Annotated in this window: 2 protein-coding genes and 1 pseudogene; all 3 read right to left on the bottom strand. The window is 47.1% G+C overall.

The window, feature by feature from the left end; all coding sequences use genetic code 11:
* On the bottom strand, positions 1-137 hold a 137-nt coding region (locus ADICYQ_RS31105), incomplete at its 3' end, for a 50S ribosomal L9 C-terminal domain-containing protein (RefSeq protein WP_498366126.1).
* On the bottom strand, positions 134-412 hold the full coding sequence (gene rplI / locus ADICYQ_RS31100) for a 50S ribosomal protein L9 (protein WP_020894242.1): 279 nt from the start codon (positions 410-412) through the stop codon (positions 134-136). The genes ADICYQ_RS31105 and rplI, both read right to left, overlap by 4 nt.
* A pseudogene (locus ADICYQ_RS31095) lies at positions 409-696 on the bottom strand (DHHA1 domain-containing protein); the annotation flags it as partial. The gene rplI and the pseudogene ADICYQ_RS31095, both read right to left, overlap by 4 nt.

Here is a 696-nt window from a genome sequence, read left to right as displayed (position 1 = left end):
TGCACTTCAGGATGCAGCTTCACAGGCACGTTCGTATATCCTAATGCACGAATGCCGTCCGGCAGTTCAAGCTTCCGCTTATCTACTTTAATGTTATGGTCTTTTTGGAGCTGTTCAGTAATTTGCTTGCTTGTCACTGAACCAATAAACGGCCGCCCTCACCTGATTTTGCGCTAAGCTCAACAGTCAGTTTTTCTAATGTCTCTTTCAAGCTCTTAGCCTGCTCAAGCTCAGCAATGGCTTCTTTTTTCTCTTTCTGCTTTTGTCCGTTTAGCGCGCTGATGTTTGAAGCGTTCGCTTCAACCGCGAGGCCTTTTTTAATTAGAAAGTTATGCGCATAACCGTCTGCTACGTTTTTGACTTCGCCTTTTTTTCCTTTTCCTTTTACATCTTGTAAGAAAATAACCTTCATCTCTGTACGCCTCCCTCAAAATACTCATCTATGGCGTGCTTCAGCCGTTCCAGCGCTTCAGAAACTGAAATGCCGGACAACTGAGTCGCCGCATTTGTTAAATGCCCTCCGCCTTCCAGGGCCTCCATGATGATCTGAACATTTACCTCGCCAAGCGACCGCGCACTGATACAAACCGTTTGTCATCCCGTCTCGCCACCGCAAATGAAGCCTCAACCTCACTCATCGACAGCAGCGAATCGGCAGCCTGCGCAATCAGCACTTGATCGAAGTATTCCTCTTCA

The sequence above is a fragment of the Cyclobacterium qasimii M12-11B genome (assembly GCF_000427295.1).
GTDB classification, from domain to species: Bacteria; Bacteroidota; Bacteroidia; order Cytophagales; family Cyclobacteriaceae; genus Cyclobacterium; species Cyclobacterium qasimii.
This window is presented reverse-complemented; position numbering and strand designations above follow the sequence as displayed.

What these genes read in the sequence shown, in the direction of transcription:
- rplI (WP_020894242.1), bottom strand. Translation starts at nt 412, where the DNA reads ATGAAGGTTATTTTCTTACAAGATGTAAAAGGAAAAGGAAAAAAAGGC.